Raw genomic sequence first — 26,012 nt, 5'->3', positions numbered from 1 at the left:
TTCTTAATCAATAGAGATTTGTTCCACTTCTATCGGATCATTCAAAAAGACAGAGGCGGCCTCTGAGAACTTCCCGGCAGACTCGGTAGTCAGGAAGCGGCATTTACCCTGATGGGTTAATCGGCTGTCCATTTCAGGATGCCTGTTCAGATAGTCTTTCAGGCTCTCTGCGACATATTCTCCCTGGGCAAAAACGGTGATGCCGGACGGCAGATATTGTTTGATCTTATCGATCAGTAACGGGTAATGGGTACATCCCAGAACCAATGTGTCAATCTCCGGATCGAGGGAAAGGATATGATCCAGATGTTTCTTCACAAAATAGTCGGCACCGGGAGAATTGAACTCGTTATTCTCTACCAAAGGAACCCACATCGGACAGGCTTCGCCTGTAACTGTAATATGGGGAAACATCTTCTCTATCTCAAGCGAATAGGATTGTGAAGAGATCGTACCTGAAGTACCCAAAATACCGATATGTTTCGTCGAACTGATCCGGTCCATCATTTCAACCGTCGGACGTATGACTCCCAGCACACGACGGGACGGATCCAGCTCCGGCAGATCGCGTTGCTGAATAGTACGCAAGGCTTTCGCCGAAGCCGTATTACAGGCCAGAATAACCAGTTGGCAACCTTCGGAGAACAACTTCATCACAGCCTGCCGGGTAAACCGGTATACTACCTCAAACGAGCGCGGCCCATAAGGAGTCCGGGCATTGTCGCCGAGGTAAATATAATCGTAGTCAGGCATTGCCTCACGGATCTTATTAAATACGGTAAGTCCTCCATAGCCGGAATCAAAGATCCCGATCGGACCCGGTTGTTGTGAAAACATATTCTTCCTTATTTTTATAATACAACAAAGGATGCCCTCCATAGAAAGGCATCCTTTGTTGTATCTGTACGTTAGATTTTATTATTTCAAACCTAATTTAGCTTTTACAAGCGGAGTTGCATCGATTGCAGCGTTACCAGTGTAAAGAACCATACCCGGATTAGAATCGAGAATATAAGCATATCCTTTTTCATCCCCTACAGCCTTGATTGCATTTCTTACTTTCTCCTGGATCGGTGCGAACAACTCCTGTTGTTTCTTATCCATATCCTGACGAGCTACCTGAGTAAAGTTAGTAACACGCTGTTCGATATCTGAAAGTTCCTGCATTCTTCTCAGTTTGATATTTTCAGTTAATGAGTCCTGCTGAGCGATATAGTCTGCGTATTTCTTTTGGTACTCATCTTCCATGGTCTTCATTTCGCCCATGTACTTATCGTTCATCTGTTTCAAAGTTTCCTGCATAGCAGTTACTTCAGGCATTAAAGGAATAAGCTCGTTTGTATTAACAATTGCCACTTTCATGTCCTGAGCAAAAACTCCTAACGGGAGGATCATCAACAATAAAATAATCAGTTTCTTCATTTTCTATAAAATATTACTTGTTATTAATCAATTATATTTTGTGTGCATAAAGCGCACAAATGTAAGCATTTATTTTGAATATCCTAACTTTAACAGCACTTCATTGCTGATATCTATCTTTGGAGAAGCAAAAATAATGCTCATAGCCGAAGCCCGGTCAACAACAAGCTGATACCCCTTGTCTTCCGATATTTCCTTCACTGCATTATATATTTCATCCTGTATAGGCTTCATCAAGCTTTCACGCTTTTTAAATAATTCGCCTTCCGGTCCGAAATAGGTGCGTTTCAGGTCTTGCGCTTCCTGTTCCTTCTTTACGATTTCTTCCTCACGTTTTGTCTTCATTTCAGCAGACAGGAATACTAAGTCGCTCTGATAGGTCTTATACATATTCTGCGCTTCCTGCTGGATTGCTTCCACCTCATTCTGCCATTTCTTCGATACCTGGCTTAATTGTTCGTTTGTCATCTCATAAGCCGGAATATTCTTCAGGATATATTCCATATCTATCAAAGCAAACTTTTGCGCCATACCGGCAAAAGAGCAAAGGAGCATCATACAACTCAAAACAATAATCTTCTTCATACACTTTCTTTTTATAGTTTCACTCTCTGACTACAAATATAGCGGAGGGTTTACTTTGTTCCAATGAATTATGGTTAATGCTTAACGCAGAATTGTTAATTTTCAATTAATCCCCCATTTATCATTAGAACTCCTGTCCGATGATGAAGTGGAAGTTGCTACCACCTGCACTACGAGAGCCGTCAACCTTGTCGAAACCATACGCCCATTCGATACCCATCAAACCGATCATCGGAAGGAAGATACGAACACCGACACCGGCAGAACGTTTCAAGTCGAAAGGATTAAAGCTCTTCAAATCTTTCCATGCGTTACCTGCTTCAACAAATACAAGACCGTAAATAGTAGAAGACGGTTCCAACAGGAACGGGTAACGTAATTCCATTGCCAGACGAGAGTAAGCATAACCATAAGAGTTGTAGCCACCGTTACCGGCGATACTACCGTTTTCGTAACCTCTCAAACCGATTGTTTCAGTAGCATAGGTACTTGAATATCCACTCATACCGTCACCACCCATATAGAAGGTTTCAAACGGAGAACGTTTATGCTTGTTGTAAGATCCCAGGAAGCCGTATTCTACACGTGTCATCAACACCGGTGTACGCTTAACTGCGGCAGGTGCCAACGGAGAGAATAATTTAGCTTTGAATTTCCACTTGTGATATTCAATAAACTTGAACTTGTTCGGGTCGTTATCATCCATGTTGGCATAATCCTTTCCATCCCACAAAGAATAAGGAGGAGTAGCACTTACCGACAGAGAGAACTGTGAACCGCGACGAGTGTACAACGGGTTATCGATAGAGTTACGCTGTAACATCAATTCAAGGTTTATGTTATGGCAAGTACCGTTCTGTACCAGGAAGTATGCCCAGTCATGCATGATATACATCTGATAGTTCAATGTAGCCATGAACTGGAAGTAGTCATCCGGCCAGTTCAGACGTTTACCGTAACCGGCAGAAAGTCCTAACATCATGATAGACTTATCCGGGTCGTATGCCAATTCGTAGTTGTTATTATAGTAGTTGTTATAACCACCGTAGCCACCATACATACCACCATAACCATAACCGTAACCAGGATAATAACCGCCGTAATTCGACATGCTGTTATTATAGTAGTTACTACTGATATCCGTTTGTTTAGAGAAGTAAGCACTTACAGAGAGTGTATTCGGACGTCTTCCACCGAACCACGGATCCATGAAAGAAATACTGTAAGCCTGATAGTAACGTCCATTGGTCTGGCCGCTCAATGTAAGCGTCTGGCCTTCACCCTGCGGGATGATACCTTTATATGTTTTCGGGTTCAGGAAGTTCTTCATGGAGAAGTTCGTAAACTTCAAACTCAACTTTCCGATCACACCTGTCTGTCCCCAACCGGCCGAGAATTCGATCTGGTCGTTCGCCTTTGATGTCAGGTTATACTGGATATCCACCGTTCCGTTCTCCGGGTCGGGAAGCGGTTTCGGATCCATGTTTTCCGGGTCGAAATGTCCCATCTGGGCAATTTCACGAACGGAACGCATCAGGTCTTCACGGCTGAACAACATACCCGGTTTGGTACGAAGTTCACGACGTACGATATCTTCATACAAACGGTCGTTACCATTAATGATTACACGGTTGATGGTAGCCTGCGGGCCTTCCTGGATACGCACTTCCAGTGAGATGGAGTCGTTGTCCACATCCACTTCCACCGGGTCGGCACTAAAGAAGATGTAACCGTTGTTATAATATACGTTAGACACGGCATCTTCATCTGTCGACAGACGCTCAGTCAATTTCTTCTGGTTGTAAACTTCACCCGGCTTCATACCCAGAATAGCTTCCAGATAATCTGAAGCATACTGTGTGTTACCCACGAAGCGAATATCTTTCAGATAATATTTGTCTCCTTCTTCCAGCTTCAGGAAGATGTCCACCTTCTTTTCATTAAAGTTGACAACACTATCGGAAAGCAGTACGGCATCACGATAACCATGCTCATTATACTTGGCTATAATGTTTGCTTTATCTTTTTCATATTCTTCGGTAGTGAATTTCTTTGTACTGAAAGCCTCCAAGATACTGGTCTTCCAGTCGTTCGGAATACTGAACTTTTCGTTCGTCTTCTTCATCGCCTTCTTCAGGTCTCTGGCAGACAATGCTTCATTACCTTCGAAATAGATACGGTGGATCTTAGTCTTTTCATTCTTGTCGATATTGATATCTACGATCACCTCGCCTTCATGGGCCAGGTCGTCGCGTTGAACGATATCCACATCCACGTTCTTAAATCCTTTGCCGTCAAAGAACTTCTGAATAACGATCTTCGCACGGTCCATCAGGTTCGGAGTTACCTGGAAACCCTTCTTTAAGCCCAGTTTGGCTTCAAGGTCTTCCCTTTCTCCTTTCTTGATACCATGATAATTGACTTCCGATATACGGGGACGTTGCTTCAGCTGAATTTCCAGCCAGATCTCGTCACCTTCAATCTTGGTTGCCAGGATTTTTACATCCGAAAACAATCCGTGCTTCCAAAAACGCTTTACCGCTGTTGTAATCTCATCCCCGGGGATAGTGACCATGTCACCTACCGATAGTCCCGAAAAACCGATTAACACGAAATCATCATAATTCTTAATACCCGTTACCTTAATATCGGCAATCTTATACCGTTTCGGCGATAACGAATAATTAATGACCGGCACTTCTGCCGGTGCTTCAACCTGGGTAGTGTCACTTTCCTGGGCAAATGCTCCGCAGGCAAAGCCAAGGAAAATAAAAAACAGCACTATTCTTTTGTACATATAACAGCTATTGTTTATAAGATTAATTGCTCACTTGTCTTACCGAAACGACGTTCGCGTTGCTGGTAATACAATATAGCTTCATACAACTCTTCTTCTCTGAATGCCGGCCAATACACATCGGTAAAGAAGAATTCGGCATAAGACGCCTGCCACAGCAGGAAGTTACTGATGCGTTTTTCTCCTCCGGTACGGATCAACAGATCCGGATCGGGAATGCCTTTGGTCGTCAGGTGGTCCGAGACAACTGCCTCGGTTATATCGTTGGGGTTTATTTTCTTTTCCTGTACTTGAACAGCGAGCTGTCTGACAGCTTCCGTTATCTCCCAGCGGGAAGAATAACTGAGAGCCAACACGAGGGTGGTACCTGTATTGGCAGATGTTTGTTTTATACAATCCAGCAAAGTGGCATGTGCATCTTCGGGCAAACGATCCAGATTACCGATAGCCATCAGACGAACATTATTCTTCATCAGATCCGGCGTTTCACGATGGATGGCCGACACAAGCAGGCTCATCAGCGCCTTCACTTCAGCTTCCGGACGGTTCCAGTTTTCTGTTGAAAAGGTGTACACTGTAAGGTACTTCAGTCCAATAGCCGTTGCCGCCTCCACTACTTTACGTACGGAAACAACGCCCTCCTGGTGTCCATAGCTCCGGTCTTTCCCCTGCGCTTTGGCCCAACGTCCGTTTCCATCCATAATAATCGCCACATGTTGCGGCAAGCGATTTTTGTCTATTTCCTCTATCAATGACATAGTGTTTTCAGTATCTAAACGTACTGTTGCTGTTTATACTATTACATGGTCTGTTACGCGGGCCAAAGTCCCAGGTAACAGAAAGCAGTAAAAATGAATACCAATCTTTGTTCTTCAAAAAACTGCCACCGGTCTGATAAGGATTATCCAGCATTGCATTGCTATCGTCCGTCACATCGAAATTATCTCCGAATAACTTACGGAACGAGAACTCGCAACCCAGGTTGATCCTGTTCTTAACCTTATATTTCACTCCTACCCCTAACGGGATATTCGGCCCGAAAAACATCTCATTCCCTGTACCCACTGTGACACCCAGTCCCAAGAATACATACGGAGTAAAACGCTTCGCTCCTGCATAAGCAAATTTATCACTGTACGGCATGAAGTTAAACTCCATCTGGCCACCCAGTTCTATCAGGCTACGGCTGAACGATGCTTGTGCATTGTCCGGAAAAACATTTTCCAGCCCTTCCGTGCTACCCGACACCTGTCCCCACATCAGATTACCTTTAAAAGCCCATCTGAAGTTGGGATTATAGCGGAATACTGCTCCTACAGCGGGATTCATCCCTTTAAAGAAAGCATTCTTGTTGGCATCCCCCATATAGAAAGCGCCCCCTGCCATTCCGCCTATTTCGTATTTATATTCCTGTGCGTGAAGACCGGTAAATGAGCCGGCCAGCAGTATCAGTATAAGAACCCGTTGAAAAAAAGTTGAAGTCATAAGCTATGCTGTTATATTACTACACCTCTTTTCTAACGCTAAATTCCTTCTAAAATTATACTGCCCTCCACGAACTTTATTGCTTGTCGAAACCCAGTCGGTTGATACGACCACGCCAGATCTGATCCAGCTCGTTCGCATTAGTATTCTCTTTACCGCCGAAAATCAACATATATTTCTCTTTATCCACCTGAACAGAAGCAAAGCCTCTGGCTTTATAATCTTCCGGCATAACAGTCAGCGTATCCGACAATGTCCACGATACACCACCGTCTATGGAGAAATAAATATCTTTATGTGCTTTATTGGCTTCATCAATACCGCCGACCATACAGAATTTATCATCATAAGCTGAAAGCATAACGCCCTCTCTCTTATCAAAATAGTCAGACTCCATATCGGTCAGGAGCACCCAGGAAGTAGCGGTCATCGTACTCCAGGCTGAATTCAATAATTTACCATCTTTATCTTTTCCGGCAACAACCGTAAGACTCTCACGGAACATATTCTGGCTTGACAGAGAACCGAAACCGCTAACAGGGAAACCTGCCGGAACAGCCTCGCCTGTCGTCCATTTCATATCTTTATCCATAGCTGCATAGTTCAGCGTACCGTTATTATCAACGATGGTAGCCAAAGCCGAAGACTGATTTAAACCTCCCTCTCTTACAGCACCCAATATTGTTTTCACAGACCAAGGCTGATCGACCAGCGTCCACTTCTGTCCGTCTACTGACTGATAAAGCGCACCCTTCGTAGTCGGTACATATAATGCATTATTATACTCGGTCATCTGCGACAAACGAACTTCACCGGCAGGCAATCCTTCCAGCGGGAGAGTTGTCCAGCTTCTTACGTTCGATACGGAAGAGCTCTGCAATGAATAACCTTTGCTTGCATCAGCCGCTTGTACGTACATATAATAGTACTCGTCATTTTCTTCTCCCCATGTGATCACTTTCTGTTCCTTCACAGGGAAACCGAATACGTTATTGGCATACAGATCCCACGACATAGAGTCGGGCACGACCTGATGCACATTCACCTGGGCTATATACGTTTTCTTTGTAATCCCGTCATAGGCTGTCGTTACCATTTTAACGGGTTTAGAGAAATCCAGAGAATCTTTAGTATCCCAATAGAAAGTAGAATCAGGCAATGCATCCTGAGTAACTTCAACTGAAATATAACTATTCGCTAATGAAATTGTACAAACGACTTTTTCAATAACAGTTCCAAAAGGCAGAGAGTCCGGATTAAAAATACGTCCGTTTATCTGATCAATCACAAACTTCACTGTATCCAACTGTCCACCAAGAATTGAATCATGATCCACTTTAAACGAAGTTATCTGACAATCCTTTGGCATCTCATACTCATTATCATCCGATCCCAAACAGGAAGACAATAACAATGCAATACATCCCGCTACAAATAGTACTATTCTATTTTTCATCCAAAAATAAGTTTGTTGCATATAAAGCCACAAAAGTAGAAACATTTTTTGCTTTATTCCCAATATCGGCTAATATTTATAATATTTTAGTTCCGTTAAACTACTTCGCTCACTGATTTTTCCGCGAAAAAACGGATATTACATGATCCTGACGTTTAATCACCTCCGTTAAGGATAAAGAGGGAGCCAGATTTATATCCGGCGCTTTCACTCCCGTTCCCAAATAAACCGGAGCCGTTTCGACAAACATCTGATCCCAGAGATCTTCCTGCAGAAAATGCCCAAGAAGATTGGCGCCACCTTCTACCATCAGAGAATTCAATTTACGGATATATAATTCGTGCAACACCTGCGGCAAGACAGGCTGAGAAAAGTCAATCGTTATATATTCCACCTGCTGACGGCTGACAGCCTTTTCGGCAGTAAAGACCAATGTCTTCACCGCCCCATCCAGCAAATGATAGCCGGACGGTATGCGCAATGTCCTGTCGAGTACCACCCTTACAGGCGACTTACCCGCCCAATGACGCACCGTCAGCGAAGGGTTGTCCAACAAAGCCGTTTGTGTCCCTACCATAATAGCCGCCACATTGGCTCGCATCCGGTGTACCCGGCGTAACGTCTCGGACGACGACAGGACGACTGCCGGCGACGAACTGTCCGTCCGCACCTTGTCCATGAAACCATCGGCACTCTGCGCCCATTTCAGATAGACGCAAGGACGTCCCAGTTGCTGAAAAGTCATAAAATCGCGGTTCAGCTCCCAGGCTTCCCGTTCCATCACCCCGGTCACGACCTCCACACCTGCTTCACGGAGCATCCTCACCCCTCTTCCCGATACTTCCGGGAACGGGTCGAGACAGCCCACCACCACACGCGGGATCTGCTTCCTTATGATCAGTTCCGCACAGGGCGGTGTCTTCCCATAATGCGAACAAGGCTCCAGGCTAACGTACATCGTCGCCTCTTTCAACAAAGACTCATCCTTCACCGAAGCGATAGCATTCACTTCGGCATGTGCTTCGCCGCATCTCCTGTGATACCCTTCACCGATAATTTTACCCCGGTGCACGACCACGGCCCCGACCATCGGATTAGGCGCCACATTTCCTGCTCCTCCCCGGGCCAGTGAAATACAACGAGCCATATATTTATTCTCAACCTCGACCATTTTCTTTGCTTATAAATGGTTTTTACATTACTTTTGCACTAAAATTAAATTATCATGACTGAGACCGTCGCTTATATACAAAACACGCTGAAAGACTATTATCCGCTAAGTGAAATCAAAGCATTCACCCGCTTGATAATGGAACGTGTATGCGATATTCAGCCACATCAATTCTTACTCTGCAAAGATAAAGAATTATCCGAGAAGGAAAAATCGCAGATTCATAATATCGTAGAGCGGCTTACAAAATACGAGCCGATCCAATACATTTTTGGGAAAACCGATTTCTACGGATTTGAATTTGAGGTGAACCCTTCGGTGCTGATCCCGCGTCCGGAAACGGAAGAATTAGTCGAATTGATCGTCCGCGATTATCCCAAAAGGAAAGAACTGGAAATACTCGATGTAGGAACCGGTAGCGGCTGTATTGCCATTACCCTGAAAAAACTGTTGAACAAATCGCAGGTCTACGCGCTCGATGTTTCGGAAGAAGCTCTGAAAACGGCCAAACGAAATGCCATACGCAACAGGGCTCCGATCACTTTCTTCCAGAAAGACATCCTGACCCCGTCGGAAACGGCCGACTCCATTGAAGAGGAGTTCGACATCATCGTCAGCAACCCTCCTTACATCATGGAGAAAGAGAAAGCGGATATGGAAGCGAATGTACTCGATTATGAGCCTTCGCTGGCTTTATTCGTTCCCGACGACAATCCGTTGCTATACTATCACCGCATCACCTTGTTTGCCGAGCAGAAGCTGAAGAAGAAAGGGTACCTTTACTTCGAGATCAACTCGCAGATGGGAGAACAGGTTGTCAGTATGCTGCGTATGATGGAGTTTAAGAGCATCGAACTGATACAAGACCTGTCCGGCAAGGATCGTTTTGTTAAAACACAGACATGGAACCGGTAACCGAGGGTGAAATGCTGCGCCGTGCCGCCGCTTATTGTTCTACTGCCGAACGTTGCATACAGGACGTACAGAAGAAGATCAAAGCGGCCGGACTCACCCGGGAGGAGGGCGAGCGGATCATTGCCCGCCTGCTTCAGGAGAAGTTTATCGACGAAAGCCGTTTTACCCGTTACTTCGTGAACGACAAATTGCGTTTCAACAAATGGGGACGCATCAAGATCGCTTACGAGCTACACAACAAAAATATCCCTGCCTCCATCCGGTCGGAAGCATTGGAAGGGATCGACGAAAAAGAATACGAAGAGATCCTCCTCTCTCTGCTGAAGGCAAAGAAGAAGTCAGTCAAAGGCAAAGACGAAAGGGATGTCTACACCAAACTCCTCCGCTTTGCCGCCGGCCGTGGTTTCGAGAGCCGTGAAGCAATACGTTGCCTGAAACAATTATTCAAAGGGAACGATTATGAGGAAGACTTTGAATAACCTGCTGGATCTTTTCTTTCCCAAGCTATGCCTGTTATGTAACGACCCGCTTATGGGAGGTGAAAATCATTTCTGCCTCAAATGCCTGTGCAACCTGCCACACACTGGGTTCGACTACCTGAAGGAGAACCCGGCCACTCATTTATTCACCGGCAAAGTGATGATCAGCCATGCGGCAGCTTTCCTGCATTACGAACGGGGCGGACATGTGCAACAGCTTATCCACGAATTGAAGTATAACGACAATAAGGAGATCGGTTTCCGTTTGGGACGTATGGCCGGACTGGATTACCGGCAGGCCATCCTCTCCGACCTTCCCGACCTGATCCTCCCTGTCCCCCTCCATCCCCGAAAGAAAAAGAAACGCGGCTACAACCAATCGGAATGGATCGCCCGGGGAATAAACAGCGTACTGAAACTCCCTGTCGACACCTCCAGCCTGTGCCGCATCAAACAAAATGAAACCCAGACAAAGAAACCGGTATACGACCGCTGGCTGAACGTGCAGGAAATCTTCACCGTCGCCAATCCCCAAGCCCTCGAAGGCAAACACATCCTGCTAATAGACGATGTCATCACAACAGGCTCCACCCTCGGTGCCTGCGCCGAAGCGCTATTGACTGTACCGGGGGTTCGGGTAAGTGTACTGGCGGTAGCGATAGCATAAAAATTGCAGATATAAAGAATTATACATAACTTTGTTTCAACTAAATACAAACGAATAAAAAAGAAACATGGACATATTTGATTTATTCTTTAGAACAGGGCCTGCCATTAAAGTGATTTTCAAGCTGGGGTTTATGCCCGGGGAGAATGAATTCTATGAATTGACTTGTCAGCAGTACCAAGATTACTTTGAGACGTTCGGACATACGGATGAAAAAGTCTTTATCTTACTTCCTGAAGATAAAGATAAATATAAAGAATTCGCTGCCGGAGATACTTTTTGTATGACGGAGTCGGAAAAAGACAGCCTGAAGGATGGAATAGCCGTCATCGAAAAATACTGTCAGGAGAGCGGCAAGCAATTCAACAGCGTGCATGAAAAACTATCCTATGTCGCTTCACGGCTACCCGATGCGTTCAGCAAAGGGACACCGTTTGCTGTAGAGAAATAACGACGAGATGGTCACCCCCCTTGGGGACGCACGGGGGTACAAGTGAGTGTGCTGACGGTGACGATAGCATAAAAACATAACTTTCTAAACATAAATCAAGAAGAAAGTAAGATACAATAAAAAAAATTGTATTTTTGCTAAACTGAAACCATAAGAATATGATTATTGAATTTGAAAAAGAATATCTTTCAGAACTTTATCACAGAGGTCAAACCTGTGATAAAAAACATAGATATCAGCCTCAAGTAATCAAAGGCTTTATTAAATGTGTCATAGCTCTGGCAGATGCAGAACAGTTAGAAGATCTGTTCCGGTATAATTCTCTCAATTACGAAAAGCTATCTGGTAATAAAAAAGGATTATCTTCTTTAAGAATTAACAATCAGTATCGACTTGAATTCAGGGAAATAGAAAGTACTAAAGGCGAAACGATAGTAACTATCTGTTCATTAATTGATATTACAAATCATTATAAATAAAACAATATGGGCAACTTAGGTTATTCTTTTATCCCTTATCATCCGGGGGAACTTTTAAAAGAAGAATTGGAATGCCGAAAGATTAAGCAAAAGGATTTTGCACTCAAAATAGGCATTTCGACAACTCTATTAAATGACATTTTAAATGCAAAGCGCCCGGTTACTGCAGAATTTGCATTGCTGATGGAAGCTGCACTAGGTATCAATGCCGATTTATTAGTAAAAATGCAAGCCCGCTATACCATGCAGGTTGCCAGAGCTAATGAAAAGAATCAAACGCGTTGGCAAAAAATCCGTGAAATTTGCGCTTCGTTATTATAAGACAAACGTTAAATTTATTTCTTTTTTATACGAAAGCCCGGCAGATAAACTCTGCCGGGCTTTGTTTTTGTCTGTTTTTGCTCTTCACAGAGATCGAACAGAAGAACTTTATTTCATTACTTTAGTATTAATAATTACCGTTTGTTCGCCTGTCGCAGGGTAATTGGAGTCCGATAACACCGCACGGTAATAAATTTAGAATTATTTGATTATAAATAATTGCTTCTTATTTTACGATTGCTTTTACAGCGGCTTCACCTTCTACGGCTACGATTACTACACCTGAAGGAGTAGCGATTTCAGCCTTATCAGAAGAAAGTACTGCATTAGCTACAGTCTGACCAAGTACGTTACTGATAGTAACTTTCTTGCCCTGTGCACCGGCGATGATCACTTTACCTTCTGTTGTTGTTACTTTTACAGTTGATGTTGTGATATCTTCGTTGGCTACAGCCTGACCGTCGTAGTTTTCTTCCATGTTGAATGTTTCACCGTTTGTATAGCTGTTTGTTACAACAACTGTACCGTTCACCCAACGCAGGTAACCTTCGTTATCAGCTGATTTTTCGAATGCTTCTTTGCTAGTAGCTTCGTACTCTTTATACTGTGTCTGGATCTTGAATGAACCTTCAGCATTGTTTACATAACGGAAAGCGAACTTAGCAACATTGAATTCAGGAGAATCCATAGCCAACTTAACAACTTCACCACCCTTGCGAGTAATATACAGTGTATCACCAACGTGGATACCTTCTACGAATGACAACTTAGCCTTGTTTTCGTCTGCTTCAACCATATTGATATACGGGTTGTTGTGCAGGTGATCCTGTTTGTAAGCATAAGCAGTGTCGATCAGGTTGATCAGGAAGCGGCCTTTAACCATTGCCGGGTTTTCTACTGCATCAGGACAAGGTTTGCCACCATTGAATTCGTCTCTCCATGCCTGAGTATCGTGCAACGGATTAAGAGGACAATGATAAGTATCATCCTTGTTTACATTTACAGCCAACAGATACTGGTAGCAAGTGTTTTTAACACCGTCAGCATCAACACGGTTTACATAAGCTGTATCAACGAACAATGCAGGGTTTGCACCGGTTACACTGTTGTTTACATTCAGGAAGCTCAAAGTATCTTTATCTACAACAGACTTAGCGTCACGTTTTTCGAACAATACTTCTGTAGGATATTCTTCACGGAAGATCTTAACGATATCACCCCATTCTTTTGCTACCTTGCGGTATTCAGGTCTGTCGATCGGTTTAACAACCATGATAGAGTTATCATCCGGTGTGTAGCTAGCCACTTTCTTCAGGTTACCCCATTCGTCGCTGTTACCTGCATAGATTTTATCGCTACCGAGTGTAGTTAAAACAACTTTATCTGTTCCGTTTCCTGACAGAGCTACAATGTTGAATCCGTTCGGTTTCATCTTCAAAGCGAAACGATCTGCATTTGCTTCAATATTTGCTTTGTCGTCACAAACATAGTAATTCAGGTTTGTTCCTGTTGCATACTTCACATATTCCAAGTTTCCTTTGTTCTGGAACTGGTACGGAAGAACTGCCAGACGGCTAACAACTACATCTTTGTCACCTGCTGCACCTTGTACTAATTTACCTTTCTGGTAAGTAGCCATAGGAGTTGCGATAAAGATAGTATCGACTACATTTGCAATTTCCTTGCCTGCATTTGTATTACCGTTAGCATAAATTCTCTGGTCTAATCTCAACGCCCAGTTAGTAGCCTTAGTCGTATCGGCAACAACACCTAATTGGTGAGAAGCGTTGCTCTGGTGATTTTCAGCCCAGTAAGCTACAGCATTTTCTGTTTCGTTATGATACTGACCGATGTTGAATACCATATTTCTCAACTCGTTCGGAGTGTATGTCTGGAAACCGTCGAACATTGTGATGTTCTTGTTGTCGAACAAGTACACTTTAACAACGTCACCGATGATACCTTCATTGCCTGATTTATCTTTCAATGTTTCAACAATCCATTCACCAGCTTTGTCAGTCTTACGGAAGCTAACACCTTCAAGTGTCTTTCCACTTTCACGGTTTGTTAAAGTGAACAGACCAGTTGCTTCGTCTACAGAAGAGATAGCCCATTGTACTTCAGGAGCGTTACTCAATACAGTGCTGTTATCTACATAGTCAGCCTTTGCTTCAGTATCACTAGCATACTGAACTGTTGATAAGATACCGTTTCTCTTATAAACGATGTCTTGAGGTTTAGCTTTAGCTTCTGCTTCATCCTTAACGAAAGAGATGCTCATGAACTGACCTAACAAATCTTTAAAGTCAACCATATCTGAAGCAGACAGGGTGATGATAGGAGCTTCTTCTGTTTTAAAGTTTGCAGCAGCAATTGTTGTCAATACAGCTGTTTTACCATCTTTACCTTCAGCTACAGGGATGTATGCATATCTTGCATCTACCATAGTGCTAGCTTTGGCAACTGTCAATGTACCAACTGCACTTGTTGCCTTACCTGCGTTTCTGGTAATCTGGAACCAAGACAAGTATTTACTTCCATTATCTCTTAGTTCATCAGCAGTAACCTTTACAAATTTACCTTTTGCTCCGGTAATACCACTTGTCAGGGATGTTGCAGCTTCCAGAACAACGTAATCGTCACCAGACATGATCTGATAAGCACCAGCTGTTTCATTAGCTGCTTTCAACTTACCATCAAATGCAGATGTATAATCTACAGTGATCTTACCGTCTTTGTCAGCTTTGAAGCTCAGGTTGAAGCCATTGTTCAATAATTTGTTCAGATCAGTAGCTGAAACAACAGAGTTAGGTGCAGAGTAAAGACCTACAGCAACTTCAGAACCTGCAGCACCTGCTGCCAAGTTTGCAACAATTGCACTTCCACCACAAGTCAAGTTGAAACCTTTATTATAAGGATCTGTTGAAGAAAAAGTTGTATTTGTGCTAGCTGTTATATAAGCATACAATTCAGGATATTCCTTATTCACAAACTTATACTGATAAACACCATTAACCTTGTCCAGTTCAACAACTTTCCACAAAGCTTTTGTCAAATTAGCAGTAGTAATACCACCTAAACTAGCAGTTGCTGCAACAGTCGTTTCATTAGTAGCATTCAAATAATAACCACTTTCCTGCGCAATAAAGTAATAATCATCAGTATTATACTTTTCTACAGCATTAACTGTTTGACTACCGAAGTTTGTTAATGTAATCTCTTTATTAACTTCGAAAGTTGCTACAGCGTCAATATTATTAGCACTTGTAGCACCACATTTTAGTGCCTCAGTAGCAGTAGCACCACCTAGCTGCAAATAATTACCAACTGCAACAGTAGTCGCCGTTGAAGTTCCTGCTGTCACAGCTGCCACTTTAAAACTTGTTCCATCTAATTCAAATAAAAGAACATTCTGAACAGTTTTATCAACAACTAATTCAGTAGTTGCTGCACTAGCTGTTCCGGCAAGATACTTACCTGAACTCTTCTGCTTCAAATAAAATTGTCCATCTGCTTCAGCAGCTTCCAAAATCCATTCATTTCCAAAAGCGTTGACAGCAACCTCTGCATCACCTTTAATAGCAGAAACACCTGCTACCAATCCTGTTAGACCAGCCTCTGATGCAGCTGTTCCCAACATATAAGATCCGCCAATTTGCGGGGTAGCTACAGTAACCACCTTTGCATCCAGCGTCGTCCAAGCACCGGCTACCAAGAGGGCAGCCACTAACGTAGAAAACTTTTTGTTCATAATCAATAAATTTAATATTAATAATAGTGTTATAAATAACCTCTACAGCCTGCTCTCGGCAGGGTTGCTAGTGTTAATGACTAGCTAAAACGATCGTTTTAATTAGTCATTTCTTGGAAGGCATTTTGATTTGATAACAAAAAGCAGTATTTTCGTACTCGCTTTGCTATTCTCTTGATAAGAAAGAAGATAGGAGAAGAAAAAAAATTGGAAGAAATGATTGGTATTTCAAAATGATAAAGTACCTTTGTGACGAGAAAAAACGATCCTTTTTTTTAGTCAGTCTTTTTTCGACCTCTCGCCTTGCTATTCATAGCTTAGAGTTCTATTCCCAACAAATGTTAAACAAAATCGGCTTCCGGATGGATAACTATCCGTTCCACCATCGATGCCTACCCATTTATTTTCGGTAGTTAGCCGTTTGAAAAGGAGTAGTTAGCGACCCGTGCAACTGCCGTAGGAGTGTCACGAGTGTCAAGAGTTTCACCCCCCTTTTTCAGTTTTTGACATTTTTGCCTTTATCCGTTTTCGCATAGCAACCAACTGATTCTAAAATCAATAAGCCATACACTTGCGCTTTCTTCAACATACGGAACACACTCGAACGGCTGATTCCCCGGACAGAAGCCACATCGAGCACTTCCGCCGTTTTGAACCTGTCGGGCATCGCATCAAACAGATCCACCTGCGCTTCCGGTAGCTTATGATGCTGCCCCGTATCGCTATGCTTCAACGAAGTGCTTACCACCAGCGAATGGCGCAGACAGCAGGTACCGATATGGAAAGCGATGTCGAAATCTTCGTCCGAAATGGCGATGTCTTCTTCCGGCAATTTCCCGTCCCGGTTTAAATGCTCCACTTCTGCGGCTCTCCTCCGCTCTTCCCCCTTGCGGATTCCCGTCAGCGTCATCGCTATACGGAAGATGATCAGGCGGTGGCGAAGCACTACCGAAGCCACGTCGTCGTTGCCGAATACGCGTACATTATTATATTCACGTTCAAAGTAACGATCCAGTCGTTTGCGCTGCTTGTCGGTGAAGCTGACAAACGTAGGTGCATGTTCGAGATAGATCGCCATATCGAGCACGCGCTGAGCCAGGCTGTCGAAATAACGCAGGCTGCTCTGCGAATCGTCGCCCGATGTGAGGGGGTGATACTCGGTGCGTCCGGCAATACGGTAAATCATCATACGACTGAAAAGCCCGCTCTCGGTAGAGGGAATCAACAGGGGAAGCATGGCAGGGGTGCCGGTGGCCAGGAAACCCAGTTCGGGAGATTCTACCAGCGCGGTACCGTTCGTTTTCGACGAGCTGCTGATCTGCTCGTGATGAAACGCCTGGTTGAGAATATACCCATACCCTCCGAAATCCTGCATCAAGGTGTTGTTGACCGACTCGAGTTCGGTTTCGTAGAGCAACGAGGCATAGGGGCTGTTCACTTCCAACTGCTCGATCATGCGGGCGGTAGAGGTGTAACCACTGATATGCAAACGTTTCAACCGTACAGGTTCGGGGTCTTCGGGAGGAATGCCCGCCGGAGCCTTTCCTTTCGAAACACGCTGCTGCGCCTTATACAGATCGGAAGCCTCTTTCTTCTGCAAATAGTCCTTTACCTCGGCTTTCGAATTATCGCCTACATAGGTTTGCCAGGCTTTTGCAATCCGGTAGACGATATTGATGCATCCCTTGCCGCTTCCGGAAGGGCCGATAATGAGGGTATAGAAAGAGGGCTTGTAGGATTCCTTTTTCAACATACCGCTCACACCCGGCATGATGGTGCTGAGGATGGTGAGCGAGGAGATCAGCATGAGGTCGTATTCGCGATCGTCGGAAGCAGTCTTCAGGATGTCACCGATCAGTCCGGGAAGACGACTTAAGAGCACCTTGTCGAAGTGGGGCAAACCGGCCTCTTCGGGTTCTATATCAAAGCCCAGAGGCGACTCTTCGCCAGGGGTGTGATTTCCGGAAAGGGGGGTGGCACTCCTGACACTCTTGACACTCGGAAGGCCATCCGGAGCCACCGGCGGACACCAGTTTTTGCTGCCATGCGCTGTGCGGTAGCGGCGGTAGATGTCGCCCACGGTCGTGAGGATTTCTTTTTCACCGAAGCCCGGAGCGGTGTAGCGGTAGAGGCATTCGGCCGTCACTTCGGCCTGGCTGAAACCGGCACTGTTGAGCGCCGAAGCGAGTCGCACCACATAGCTGTGGCGGTAGCCGTCGGTGAAGGGGTTGTTCATTTCAAACTTATCGATGTAGTTCGACAGCGAGCGCGGTTCGGAGGGCGAGAAAACATCCGTCTGATCGGGAGCCACAGGGATGTTTACCACTTCGGCCACTTCCTTATAAAAGGCCGTCGGGTCGTAACTAACGAAACAACCGCGGTTGGGGTCTTTGCCCGAAGGGTCTACCTTCACGCCCGGCAGGTCGGCTTCAAGCAGTCGGCTGACCACAGTAAAGGCCTGTTCGTGGTGTTCCATATCGCTGTCTACCAGCACGAAGAGTTTCAGCCCGGTGCCCGAAGGGCTGATATGGCCGGCTTTCACATATGCCAGTGCTTTGGCCCGGGCAAGCAGTTCCGCGGGTGATCCGGGCACATGGTCGAGGTCGCCCGTTACGCAGCGGGAGTAATCTGCCAGGTGCTCGCGTTTGCGGCCGCCCTCCATGCGACCACCCGCCACCAGCAAAGGCAGGTTCTTTTTGCAGGCATTCGCTTCTTCCTGCTGGCCGGAGGCTACCAGGGCGCGGACGTTTTCTACCGGTTGTTTGTACTTACCGTTCACCACGTCGGCGAAATAGTTTCCGAGTGTGGCCGGTGTGTAAGAAAGGGTGTCGAATGCTGTTCTGAACAGGGTACATTCAACGTCTTGATTAATTTGATTTCTCATACTAAATTATAATGAGGTTTATACTGTCAGGGTTCCCCCAGATGTTCGATCAGTACGCCTACTTGCTTCGGCGTGTAGAGTTTCTGGAACTTCACCCACCCGGCGGCTTCGAGCTTGGCTTTCAGTCCGCGCGAGGTGCGTATCCATTCCCACATTCGTTTATAGGCAATCACCGGTGTGTGGCCGGGAAAATAAAGTTGGGCAAATTCCGTTACCCCATACGCTCTCCCCCAGGGAGACAGTTGCGTTTTTTTGTCTTCCATATTTTTTTGATATTTAATTATTTATTACACCACAATGTAGGAATTAAATGAATACGTTGTTAGCTTTTCAATGGATATTTATCGAAAAAATAATACATACTGATTATCCTACACCTTTCCACAGTATCCTTTCGTTGGCAACGCGTGCATTATCTTTGTAATGTAATCAGAAATAAAGATTTTAATACACTAACCCTTAAACATTTAAAGTTATGTCAGTAAAGTACAAGCTGGTCTTGAAAAAAGACCTTACGAAAGGTGCGGCAGAAGGTGCGAAACGTCATTATGCATCTGCCCCGGTAAGCGGAACGATGAATTTTAATTCGATCTGCGATGTGATAGCCGACCGCTCGACGGCGAGCGACGGTGATGTGGCGCTGGTGGTGCGCGGACTGCTACGGGCAACGGAGGAGGCGTTGCTGCGTAATGAGGTGGTCGAACTGGATACGCTGGGGCGTCTCCGCCTGTCGATCGGCAGTTCGGGCTCGGTGCTCGAAAAGGATTTCCAGGCGGGCATGATCCGCAAACCGAAAATCATCTTTACCCCCGGCGCCCGGTTGCGTGCCATGCTCGATAAAGTCAGCTTCGAGCGTATCGGCAAAGAGCCGGAACAGCCGGATGCCGGCGGCGAGGACGACCGACCCGTCATCGAGTAGTTATTAGGTGCAGCCTGGTATGCAACGACAAGACTGTCCGGGCGATTATCGAATTATCCACCCTATAAATAATAATTATCCTATGGCAAAAATAAAAAAAATCCTCGAGTTCATTCTCGCTTTGCTTAATTTTCTGTTTCACTTTAAACCCACCCCGGATGAAGAAACAATTGCTCCTGTTGAAAACTATCCCCGCCCTGCTTCGCCGCCTGGCCAGGAAAGGGCTGAACCTCTATTTGAAACTATCCCTTAGGATACGTCTCAGATTCTGACGAAAGCCAGCTCCGTACGGGTAGTTCACGGACTGCCCCGCAAACAGCCTGCCCCCTCTTTCCAAGCCTGCTCTGGAAGAAAGGGCGGGCTCTTTGTTTTAAATAACATCTTTTCAGGCATTCATTTTTTTCAGTATCTACAAGGTTATATCATTCCGATTGCCTACTTTTGCACTTTGATATAAATATATATGTAGGATTGTATGAAAACACTGGAAAGATTAGTTGCAGAGAAATTATTAAAAATTAAAGCCGTTAAGTTACAACCGGCCAATCCGTTCACATGGGCTTCCGGCTGGAAGTCGCCGATTTACTGTGATAACAGAAAGACGCTTTCTTACCCGGCTGTTCGTAGCTTCATAAAACTGGAACTGGCACGTGTTATCAGCGAGAAATACGAAAACGCAGACGCCATCGCAGGAGTTGCCACAGGAGCTATCGCACAGGGTGCATTGGTTGCCGACCTGTTGGGATTGCCTTTTGTTTACATCCGCGCAACGCCGAAGGATCACGGACTGGAAAACCTTATCGAAGGTGAATTGAAACCGGGTTCTAAAGTAGTAATCATCGAAGACCTGGTATCTACCGGCGGCAGCAGTTTGAAAGCTGTTCAGGCTGTACGTAACTTCGGTTGCGACGTGGTAGGTATGGTAGCCATCTTCACACACGGTTTCCCTGTTGCAGCACAGCAGTTCAAGGATGCCAAGGTTACATTGACTACGCTGAGCAATTACGATGCCGTTATCGAAGAGGCTGTACGCACAGACTATATCGACGAATCGGAAATCGCTACCCTGCAGGAATGGCGTAAAGACCCCGCAAACTGGAATCCCGAAGCTTAATCAGACAATAGCAGGATGACAGAATTTGTTAGTGAGATCAAAACGATCCCCTATAACGAGGATCGTGTCTATGCAATGCTGTCCGACCTTTCCAACCTGGAACGGGTAAAGGACCGCATTCCGCAGGACAAGATAAAAGACTTTGAGTTCGACAGCGACTCCTGTAGTTTCGCTGTCGATCCCGTAGGTAAGATACGCTTCGAGATCGTTGAGCGCGAACCGAATAAAACGATCAAATTTACTACAACCAATTCGCCCGTTCCCCTCTTCCTCTGGATCCAACTGAAACAGATGGAGGAAAACGACACGCGGCTGAAGATGACGATCCGCGCCGATCTGAACCCGTTTATCAAACCGATGGTATCAAAACCGTTGCAGGACGCTCTCGACAAGATATCGACTGTGATTGCCGGCCTGCCTTATTAATCTCCGCATTATGGCTCAGAAACTTTGGGAAAAAAATGTACAGGTAGACAAGGAAGTCGAAACCTTTACCGTAGGCAAAGACCGCGAAATGGATCTTTACCTCGCTAAGTACGACGTTCTTGGCTCGATGGCTCATATCACGATGCTTGAAAGCATCGGGTTGCTCACGAAAGAGGAACTGACAGCGCTGCTGGCAGAACTGAAAAACATCTATGCCGTTGCCGACAGCGGTGAGTTCGTGATCGAAGAGGGCGTGGAAGACGTCCATTCGCAGGTGGAGCTGATGCTGACACGCCGTCTGGGCGATGTGGGCAAGAAGATACACAGCGGACGTTCGCGCAACGACCAGGTGCTGCTCGACCTGAAACTCTACACGCGTGCACAGATACAGGAGCTGGTGGAACTGACGAACGGCCTGTTCGAGGTACTGATCAGCCAGAGTAACCGCTATCAGGAGGTGTTGATGCCGGGATATACCCATTTGCAGGTGGCGATGCCTTCGTCGTTCGGCCTTTGGTTCGGTGCATATGCCGAGAGCCTGGCTGACGATTTGCAGATGATGCAGGCGGCCTACAAGGTGTGCAACCGCAATCCGCTGGGTTCGGCTGCCGGATACGGCTCGTCTTTCCCGCTGAACCGCAGCATGACTACCGACCTGTTGGGCTTCGACTCGATGGATTATAATGTTGTGTATGCGCAGATGGGACGCGGCAAGATGGAGCGCACGGTGGCTTTTGCAATGGCGGGTATTGCCGCTTCGCTTTCGAAGCTGGCGTTCGATGCTTGTATGTTCAATAGCCAAAACTTCGGTTTCATCAAGTTGCCGGATCAGTTTACGACGGGTTCCAGCATCATGCCGCATAAAAAGAACCCGGATGTGTTCGAACTGACGCGTGCGAAATGTAATAAGATACAAGGATTGCCGCAGCAGATCACGTTGATATGCAACAACCTGCCGTCGGGTTATTTCCGCGACCTGCAGATCATCAAAGAGGTGTTCCTGCCTGCTTTCGACGAGCTGAAGGATTGCCTCCGCATGGTTACGCATATGATGCGCGAAGTAAAGGTAAACGATCATATCCTGGATGACGATAAGTATGCCCTGCTGTTCAGTGTAGAGGAGGTGAACCGTCTCGTGCTGGAAGGTGTTCCTTTCCGCGACGCTTATAAACGGGTCGGTCTGGAGATCGAAGCGGGTAATTTCACGCCGAATAAGGCTGTGAACCATACACATGAGGGTAGTATCGGTAATCTGTGCAATGACAGTATTTCCGCCCTGATGCAAAATATTATCGACGGTTTCTCGTTTAATAAGGTAAACGAAGCTGAAAAGAAACTGTTAGCATAATAAGATGAAAAGGATATTTTTTTGTTTGGTGGTGTTGCTGGTGATGTCGTGCAATAAGGTGAATGTGTCGAACGTGCCTTATGCACCGGTATACCTGGAATTGGACTTGCAGTTCAAAGACAAAGACCTGGTGGGTTCTCTTAACTTTAAAGAGATCACAAGCGAGGCAGGCCAGAATTACGGCACACGGCTCGGTTATTCGGGCGTGCTGGTCGTAAACGGCTTCAGCGCCACTACGGGAGGTACACAATATTATGCTTATGATTTGTGTTGCCCCCACGAAGGAAAAAAGGATATCAGGGTAAAAGCTGATAATACAGGGTGGGCACAGTGTCCGGAATGCGGAACGAAGTATGAAATAGCCTACGGGTCTGGTACTCCGTCAGATGGCCCGTCGGAATTTGCACTTACGAAGTTTAATGTCACCCAGCGCGGGAGTGAATTATTAATCCAGTATTAAAAAAATCAGCCCTTGCGGTAAACTTTTTTCTCCAATTATTTGCAGATATAAAAAAGTTATCTACCTTTGCACACGCAAACGCAAAGAACGCGAAAGTAGCTCAGTTGGTAGAGCATAACCTTGCCAAGGTTAGGGTCGCGGGTTCGAGTCCCGTCTTTCGCTCATCTCTTAAGAGAAAGGGATGCTCGAATGGTGGAATGGTAGACACGAAGGACTTAAAATCCTTTGGCCATTGCGGCTGTGCGGGTTCAAGTCCCGCTTCGAGTACAAAGGATGTATTTTTCGGGTTCATCCCTTTCGATTTGCGAAAGTAGCTCAGTTGGTAGAGCATAACCTTGCCAAGGTTAGGGTCGCGGGTTCGAGTCCCGTCTTTCGCTCGCTTCCAAAAGGCCTCGGTATTGCTTGCAATATCGGGGCTTTTTATTTTATACAACTTCCTCCTGTTGTCCGTTTAAAGAATAATATATACCTTTGTTATAACTAAAGACAAAGGATATGAACTTCTTCAGCAATTACTTACCCGGAATTATTGCTTTATGCAAGAAGCATAAAGTAAAAAGAATGTTTGCTTTCGGTTCTGTACTGACAAATCGCTTTACCGACAAGAGCGACATCGATTTATTGGTAGACTTTGAAGGCGTCACACCGGAAGATTACGCAGACAATTACTTTGATTTAAAAGATGCATTATCCAATATCTTCCGCAGGGATGTAGATTTACTCGAAGATAAAGCTATACGAAATCCTATTTTACGAAGAAACATTGACTCGTCAAAGCAATTAATATATGGATGAGTATATTGAAAAACATCTGTACGATGTGCTTCTTTCTATTAATGAAGTGGAAAGCTATTTTCCTGAAGGGCCTAAACTATTCGAGGAATTCAGGAAAGAGATTATTCTCCAAAGAGCCGTTGAGAGAAACGTTGAAATAATGGGAGAAGCAATCAATCGAATCCTCAAAATAGATCCGACTTTTATATTGCCTAACGCCAGAGCAATCGTCAATACAAGGAACAAAGTAATACACGGTTACGACAGTGTCACTACCGAATTTCTCTGGGGGCTCATTATAAGACACATCCCGGCTTTAAAGAAAGATGTTTTAGACTTACTTAACCACCCTAAATAAACAAATAGGGCTGCAACACACCTGTCGCAGCCCCTTCATAGACACACCAATATTTATAACTGTTGTATAAATATCTTCTTTACCTCTCTTTTATGTCTGGTTCCGTTTGATACGGTAAACGCAAATATAAGAATAAATTTATCATTACAACCTTTTTTTGCAAGGAAGCATTGAAAAATCAGAAATAGCATAGATTTCATCCTGTTCCGGCAATAAAAAAGCCCGACCTCAATGGCCGGGCTTCTCGCTTTATCTTAATTTCAGATCATTTTCCCTGCAGGCTGGCATCCATAGCGGCAGCCGCTTTACGGCCATCACCCATCGCCAGGATCACGGTAGCACCGCCACGTACGATGTCGCCTCCGGCATATACATCCGGCAAAGCCGAACGCATCGTATCCTGGTCGACTACGATTGTGCCCCATTTGCTCACTTCCAGGCCGCTGAAGGCACGCGGGATAAGCGGGTTGGGAGAAACACCGACGCTGACGATAACTTCGTCTACGTCGATCGTATCGATGGCTCCTTCGATGGCTACGGGACGGCGACGTCCGGAAGCATCCGGTTCGCCCAGTTCCATCTTCTGCAGACGCATCTGTTTTACACGGCCTCTTTCGTCACCGATGTATTCGACCGGGTTGTGCAGGTTCAGGAATTCCACGCCTTCTTCCTTGGCATGTTTCACCTCCTCGATACGGGCAGGCATTTCCTCTTCGCTCCGGCGGTAGACGATCATGGCACGTTCGGCACCCAGGCGGCGGGCGGTACGAACGGAGTCCATCGCGGTATTACCTCCACCGATCACGGCCACCTTCTTGCCTTGCAGCACAGGGGTATCGCTTTCGGGGTTGGCCGCGTCCATCAGGTTGACACGTGTCAGGTATTCGTTGGACGACATCACGCCGATCAGGTTTTCACCCGGTATGTTCATGAAGTTGGGCAGGCCGGCACCGCTGGCGGCAAAGAAGCCTTTGAAGCCCTCTTCGTGCAGGTCGTCGTAACTGATCGTCTTGCCGACGATACAGTTGGAAATGAATTTCACGCCCATCTTCCGAAGGCCTTCAATCTCCACATCCACGATCTTGTTAGGCAAGCGGAATTCGGGAATACCGTATTTCAATACGCCGCCGATCTCGTGAAGCGCTTCGAATACAGTTACATCGTATCCGCGCTTCGCCATATCTCCGGCAAAGGAAAGGCCGGCAGGGCCCGATCCGATCACGGCGATCTTGATACCGTTCTTCTCAGCGATTTCGGGGACGGATATCTGTCCGCTTTCACGCTCGTAGTCGGCAGCGAAACGTTCGAGGTAACCGATAGCCACCGGTTCCTTTTTCATCTTCAGATGGATACATTTGCTTTCGCATTGTTTCTCCTGAGGACAAACACGGCCGCAAACGGCAGGCAACGCACTGGTTTCCTTCAGCACTTTGGCTGCTTCGAGAAACTCGCCGCGTTCGATGTTCTTGATAAATGTCGGGATGTTGATGCTCACCGGGCAACCTTCCATACAGGTAGGGTTCGGGCAGTCGAGGCAACGTTGCGCCTCCTGCATGGCCTGTTCCTTCGTCAGCCCCAGGTTCACCTCTTCCAGGCGGGTGTGGCTGCGGTATTCCGGATCGAGTTCGTTCATCTCTACACGGGGGATATCCGTGCGTTCTTTATTCTTCTTGCTTTTGCGCAGTGCTTCCCTCCAGGGCTCGGCACGGCGGGCAGCGATCAATTCTTCTGTTGTCATTGTATCTCGGTG

Annotated in this window: 25 protein-coding genes and 3 tRNA genes; 16 read left to right on the top strand and 12 right to left on the bottom strand. The window is 45.7% G+C overall.

Annotated elements, in window-relative coordinates:
- Positions 1-3: 3 nt before the first annotated feature.
- The 8 genes from murI to ribD all read right to left on the bottom strand — a co-directional run bounded on the left by murI (position 4) and on the right by ribD (position 8,916).
- Entirely contained in the window at positions 4-837 is an 834-nt protein-coding gene (gene murI, locus HMPREF1212_RS02240; RefSeq protein WP_046148280.1) for a glutamate racemase, read from the bottom strand.
- An 81-nt stretch (positions 838-918) separates the two neighbouring features.
- Positions 919-1,422, bottom strand: coding sequence for an OmpH/Skp family outer membrane protein (locus HMPREF1212_RS02235; RefSeq protein ID WP_028729698.1), 504 nt, complete (start codon positions 1,420-1,422; stop codon positions 919-921).
- A gap of 69 nt (positions 1,423-1,491) precedes the next feature.
- Entirely contained in the window at positions 1,492-2,007 is a 516-nt protein-coding gene (locus HMPREF1212_RS02230; RefSeq protein WP_028729699.1) for an OmpH/Skp family outer membrane protein, read from the bottom strand.
- A gap of 124 nt (positions 2,008-2,131) precedes the next feature.
- Positions 2,132-4,804: an outer membrane protein assembly factor BamA gene (gene bamA / locus HMPREF1212_RS02225; RefSeq protein WP_046148279.1), complete on the bottom strand. Its 2,673-nt coding sequence runs from the start codon at positions 4,802-4,804 to the stop codon at positions 2,132-2,134.
- A 14-nt stretch (positions 4,805-4,818) separates the two neighbouring features.
- Positions 4,819-5,562, bottom strand: a complete 744-nt coding sequence (locus tag HMPREF1212_RS02220; protein WP_028729701.1) for an isoprenyl transferase — start codon at positions 5,560-5,562, stop codon at positions 4,819-4,821.
- 7 nt (positions 5,563-5,569) lie between these two features.
- Entirely contained in the window at positions 5,570-6,289 is a 720-nt protein-coding gene (locus tag HMPREF1212_RS02215) for a type IX secretion system protein PorG (RefSeq protein WP_028729702.1), read from the bottom strand.
- A 76-nt stretch (positions 6,290-6,365) separates the two neighbouring features.
- Complete coding sequence (locus tag HMPREF1212_RS02210; RefSeq protein WP_232430036.1) at positions 6,366-7,745, bottom strand: DUF6242 domain-containing protein; 1,380 nt, start codon at positions 7,743-7,745, stop codon at positions 6,366-6,368.
- Between the two features lie 109 nt (positions 7,746-7,854).
- Entirely contained in the window at positions 7,855-8,916 is a 1,062-nt protein-coding gene (gene ribD, locus HMPREF1212_RS02205) for a bifunctional diaminohydroxyphosphoribosylaminopyrimidine deaminase/5-amino-6-(5-phosphoribosylamino)uracil reductase RibD (RefSeq protein WP_046148277.1), read from the bottom strand.
- 54 nt (positions 8,917-8,970) lie between these two features.
- Here ribD and prmC point away from each other — a divergent pair, with 54 nt between their 5' ends.
- The 6 genes from prmC (at position 8,971) to HMPREF1212_RS02175 (ending at position 12,228) form a co-directional block, all read left to right on the top strand.
- Complete coding sequence (prmC, locus tag HMPREF1212_RS02200; RefSeq protein WP_028729705.1) at positions 8,971-9,831, top strand: peptide chain release factor N(5)-glutamine methyltransferase; 861 nt, start codon at positions 8,971-8,973, stop codon at positions 9,829-9,831.
- Positions 9,819-10,310 (top strand): regulatory protein RecX, encoded by a 492-nt coding sequence (locus HMPREF1212_RS02195; RefSeq protein WP_046148276.1) that lies wholly within the window; start codon positions 9,819-9,821, stop codon positions 10,308-10,310. The genes prmC and HMPREF1212_RS02195 overlap by 13 nt, the downstream gene beginning before the upstream one ends.
- On the top strand, positions 10,291-10,977 hold the full coding sequence (locus tag HMPREF1212_RS02190) for a ComF family protein (protein ID WP_046148275.1): 687 nt from the start codon (positions 10,291-10,293) through the stop codon (positions 10,975-10,977). Before HMPREF1212_RS02195 ends, HMPREF1212_RS02190 begins: the two co-directional genes overlap by 20 nt.
- A gap of 67 nt (positions 10,978-11,044) precedes the next feature.
- Entirely contained in the window at positions 11,045-11,428 is a 384-nt protein-coding gene (locus tag HMPREF1212_RS02185) for a hypothetical protein (protein ID WP_046148274.1), read from the top strand.
- A gap of 158 nt (positions 11,429-11,586) precedes the next feature.
- A complete protein-coding gene (locus HMPREF1212_RS02180) occupies positions 11,587-11,907 on the top strand; it encodes a type II toxin-antitoxin system RelE/ParE family toxin (RefSeq protein ID WP_046148273.1) in 321 nt (106 codons plus the stop codon).
- A 6-nt stretch (positions 11,908-11,913) separates the two neighbouring features.
- Entirely contained in the window at positions 11,914-12,228 is a 315-nt protein-coding gene (locus tag HMPREF1212_RS02175) for a HigA family addiction module antitoxin (protein ID WP_046148272.1), read from the top strand.
- 226 nt (positions 12,229-12,454) lie between these two features.
- Here the strand turns inward: HMPREF1212_RS02175 and HMPREF1212_RS02170 are convergent, their stop codons facing one another.
- From HMPREF1212_RS02170 to HMPREF1212_RS02160, 3 genes are all read right to left on the bottom strand, one after another.
- Entirely contained in the window at positions 12,455-15,979 is a 3,525-nt protein-coding gene (locus HMPREF1212_RS02170) for a DUF6383 domain-containing protein (RefSeq protein WP_046148271.1), read from the bottom strand.
- A gap of 496 nt (positions 15,980-16,475) precedes the next feature.
- Positions 16,476-18,863: a DUF3987 domain-containing protein gene (locus HMPREF1212_RS02165; protein ID WP_046148270.1), complete on the bottom strand. Its 2,388-nt coding sequence runs from the start codon at positions 18,861-18,863 to the stop codon at positions 16,476-16,478.
- Positions 18,864-18,889: 26 nt separating this feature from the next.
- A complete protein-coding gene (locus HMPREF1212_RS02160; protein WP_046148269.1) occupies positions 18,890-19,126 on the bottom strand; it encodes a DUF4248 domain-containing protein in 237 nt (78 codons plus the stop codon).
- Positions 19,127-19,338: 212 nt separating this feature from the next.
- Here HMPREF1212_RS02160 and HMPREF1212_RS02155 point away from each other — a divergent pair, with 212 nt between their 5' ends.
- The 10 genes from HMPREF1212_RS02155 (at position 19,339) to HMPREF1212_RS02110 (ending at position 24,262) form a co-directional block, all read left to right on the top strand.
- Positions 19,339-19,782, top strand: a complete 444-nt coding sequence (locus HMPREF1212_RS02155) for an HU family DNA-binding protein (RefSeq protein WP_028729715.1) — start codon at positions 19,339-19,341, stop codon at positions 19,780-19,782.
- A 475-nt stretch (positions 19,783-20,257) separates the two neighbouring features.
- Positions 20,258-20,896: an orotate phosphoribosyltransferase gene (gene pyrE, locus HMPREF1212_RS02150; RefSeq protein WP_046148268.1), complete on the top strand. Its 639-nt coding sequence runs from the start codon at positions 20,258-20,260 to the stop codon at positions 20,894-20,896.
- Positions 20,897-20,911: 15 nt separating this feature from the next.
- Positions 20,912-21,322, top strand: coding sequence for an SRPBCC family protein (locus tag HMPREF1212_RS02145; protein ID WP_046148267.1), 411 nt, complete (start codon positions 20,912-20,914; stop codon positions 21,320-21,322).
- 10 nt (positions 21,323-21,332) lie between these two features.
- On the top strand, positions 21,333-22,670 hold the full coding sequence (gene argH / locus HMPREF1212_RS02140) for an argininosuccinate lyase (RefSeq protein ID WP_046148266.1): 1,338 nt from the start codon (positions 21,333-21,335) through the stop codon (positions 22,668-22,670).
- A 4-nt stretch (positions 22,671-22,674) separates the two neighbouring features.
- The gene (locus HMPREF1212_RS02135) at positions 22,675-23,130 is read left to right on the top strand and encodes a Rieske (2Fe-2S) protein (RefSeq protein ID WP_046148265.1); all 456 of its coding nucleotides are present in this window, start codon (positions 22,675-22,677) and stop codon (positions 23,128-23,130) included.
- 89 nt (positions 23,131-23,219) lie between these two features.
- A tRNA-Gly gene (locus HMPREF1212_RS02130) sits at positions 23,220-23,292 on the top strand.
- A gap of 21 nt (positions 23,293-23,313) precedes the next feature.
- A tRNA-Leu gene (locus HMPREF1212_RS02125) sits at positions 23,314-23,397 on the top strand.
- Between the two features lie 37 nt (positions 23,398-23,434).
- Positions 23,435-23,507, top strand: a tRNA-Gly gene (locus tag HMPREF1212_RS02120).
- Between the two features lie 118 nt (positions 23,508-23,625).
- Entirely contained in the window at positions 23,626-23,925 is a 300-nt protein-coding gene (locus HMPREF1212_RS02115) for a nucleotidyltransferase family protein (RefSeq protein WP_028729720.1), read from the top strand.
- Positions 23,918-24,262 carry a HepT-like ribonuclease domain-containing protein gene (locus HMPREF1212_RS02110; protein ID WP_046148264.1) on the top strand — a complete coding sequence of 115 codons (345 nt, stop codon included), beginning with the start codon at positions 23,918-23,920 and terminating at the stop codon, positions 24,260-24,262. Before HMPREF1212_RS02115 ends, HMPREF1212_RS02110 begins: the two co-directional genes overlap by 8 nt.
- A 265-nt stretch (positions 24,263-24,527) precedes the next feature.
- Here the strand turns inward: HMPREF1212_RS02110 and gltA are convergent, their stop codons facing one another.
- Positions 24,528-26,000, bottom strand: a complete 1,473-nt coding sequence (gene gltA / locus HMPREF1212_RS02105) for an NADPH-dependent glutamate synthase (RefSeq protein ID WP_028729721.1) — start codon at positions 25,998-26,000, stop codon at positions 24,528-24,530.
- Positions 26,001-26,012: the final 12 nt, after the last annotated feature.

The organism is Parabacteroides sp. HGS0025, assembly GCF_000969845.1.
GTDB classification, from domain to species: Bacteria; Bacteroidota; Bacteroidia; order Bacteroidales; family Tannerellaceae; genus Parabacteroides; species Parabacteroides gordonii.
Note: the sequence above shows the minus strand (reverse complement) of the source record. Positions and strands in the feature narration are given on the sequence as shown.